The sequence below is a fragment of the Microbacterium sp. B24 genome (assembly GCF_000333415.1).
Taxonomy (GTDB): Bacteria; Actinomycetota; Actinomycetes; order Actinomycetales; family Microbacteriaceae; genus Microbacterium.
Window position 1 is genome coordinate 1 of sequence record NZ_BADB01000252.1, and the last position, 1,903, is coordinate 1,903.

The 1,903-nt window shown below is 71.6% G+C and carries 2 protein-coding genes; one reads left to right on the forward strand and one right to left on the reverse strand.

Annotated features, from left to right (window positions below):
• Nucleotides 1-245 precede the first annotated feature (245 nt).
• Nucleotides 246-695 carry a hypothetical protein gene (locus I5I_RS06715; RefSeq protein WP_239640047.1) on the reverse strand — a complete coding sequence of 150 codons (450 nt, stop codon included), beginning with the start codon at nucleotides 693-695 and terminating at the stop codon, nucleotides 246-248.
• 111 nt (nucleotides 696-806) lie between these two features.
• On the opposite strand from I5I_RS06715, the gene I5I_RS06720 reads away from it, so the two are divergent.
• A complete protein-coding gene (locus tag I5I_RS06720; RefSeq protein WP_239640048.1) occupies nucleotides 807-1,883 on the forward strand; it encodes an ROK family transcriptional regulator in 1,077 nt (358 codons plus the stop codon).
• The last annotated feature ends 20 nt before the right edge of the window (nucleotides 1,884-1,903 follow it).

Consider the following 1,903-nt stretch of genomic DNA (forward strand, 5'->3'; position numbering starts at 1 on the left):
GGACCTGCGCGGGGGGAACGGCGGCGTCGTCGATCGTCTCGATCGGGCCGTCGAGCACGGCGGTCGCGGCGGTCGGGGGGCTCGCGGAGGAGGCATCGGGCGAACCCTCTGCCTCTCGTCCCGTTGCAGGATCGGTCACCTAAACACCCCCGTGTTCTGCGCGGCCGCGCCCTCCCATGGTACGGGATGCACCTCGTTCGCCGTCAGAGGCCTCCATCGGGGTGCGCCCGCGCTCCTGTCGAGGATCAGGAAGCGGGACAGGCGGCGGCGAACGCGCTCAGTGCCGACTGTATCTGCGCGGCAGCGCTCTGCAGCGACTCGAGGCGCGAGAGGTCGCCGCCCGCGATGGCGGACAGGTCGGCGGATGCCGACGTGAACCTCGATCGCAGCGGCGGCAGCAGATCGGCGATGCTGCGGTTGCCCACCGCTCGCGCGGCGTCGTCGAGGCGGGCGGCAACCTCGGTGAACGCGCTGACTGCCGCCGACGGGTCGCCGGCGTCGAGGCGCTGCACCTGGTCGGCGGCGTCCTGGACGCTGGCGCGCACCGTCTCGCACGCCTGGCTCGTCGTCTGCGTATCGCCGCCCGAGGGAGTGGGGCCCGCCCCGCCGTCTGGTGCGCACCCGACGAGGCCGGCCATCGCGGTGACGGTCAGCAAGATCGCGGCGATGCGGCCGATCCGTGTCGTGGCGGTCAACAAGCTCTCTCCTCCGGTCGGGGCTCGCGCAATGTAACAGTTTTGTAAATCGTCCTTCCGAATCCGCGCCGACGCTTGCAGATGCGGCTTTCGTAAGGTCTACTAACAAACATGTCCGGATCTGATCTCCCGCGTGGCGCCGTCGATGCGGCACCGCCGGCCCGCTCCGTCGTGCCGGGCCGCGCGTTGCGCCATGCGGCGAAGGTGCTGCCGGAGCATGCGCGGGCGCACAATCGCGCCCTCGTGCTGCAGACCCTCTTCCACCAGGGTGCCATGAGTCGTGCGGACCTTTCCCGTGAGACCGGTCTGACGCGGGTGACGATCTCCGATCTGGTGGCCGAACTCATCGACGACGGCTATGTCGCCGAGCGCGGGATGCGCGAGGTGACGGGGCCCGGAAAGCCCGCGATCCTCGTCGACCTCGATCGGGAGGGCCACCGCATCGTCGGGCTGGACCTCTCGGGCACCGACCGATTCCTCGGCGCGATCCTCACGCTCGACGGAGAGATCGTCGCGCGTCGGGACATGACGGTACCGGCGGACCCCGCCGACATCCTCGGCGCCGTCATGGAGCTCGCGCGTGGCCTCGTGGCCGACGCGCACGCGCCGGTCCTCGGCGTCGGCGTCGGCAGCCCCGGCATCGTGGACGATCGCGGCGTCGTTCTCACGGCGCCGAACTTCGGATGGCAGGGCGTCGACCTGGAAGGCGCTCTGCGTGCCGACCTGGGGCTGCCGGTGCTCGTCGCCAACGACGCCAATGCGGCCGTGCTGGCGGAGTACACCTTCGGCGGAGCCGCCGACGACGTGCTGCTGGTCCGCGTGGGCCGGGGCGTCGGGTCAGGCCTGCTCGCGGGTGGTCAGCCCATGGCCGGCAGTCGGTTCGCCGCCGGAGAGATCGGTCACGTCACCGTCGGCACGGACGGCGGCCCGCGATGCGTGTGCGGAAAGGTCGGCTGCCTCGAGGCGTGGCTGTCGGTTCCGGCGCTGGAGGCGCGCGTGGCCGAACCCGGCGCCGACCGCGACGCGGTGCTGCGCGATGCCGGGGCTCGTCTCGGCATCGCCCTCGCCCCGATCGTGGGCGTCCTCGATCTGTCGGAGATCGTCCTCTCCGGCCGGCCCGATCTTCTCGACGGAACTCTCGCGACCGCGACCGTCGAGACCCTGCGCGCCCGGACGCTCGGACTCTAGAGGATCCCCGGGACCGAGCT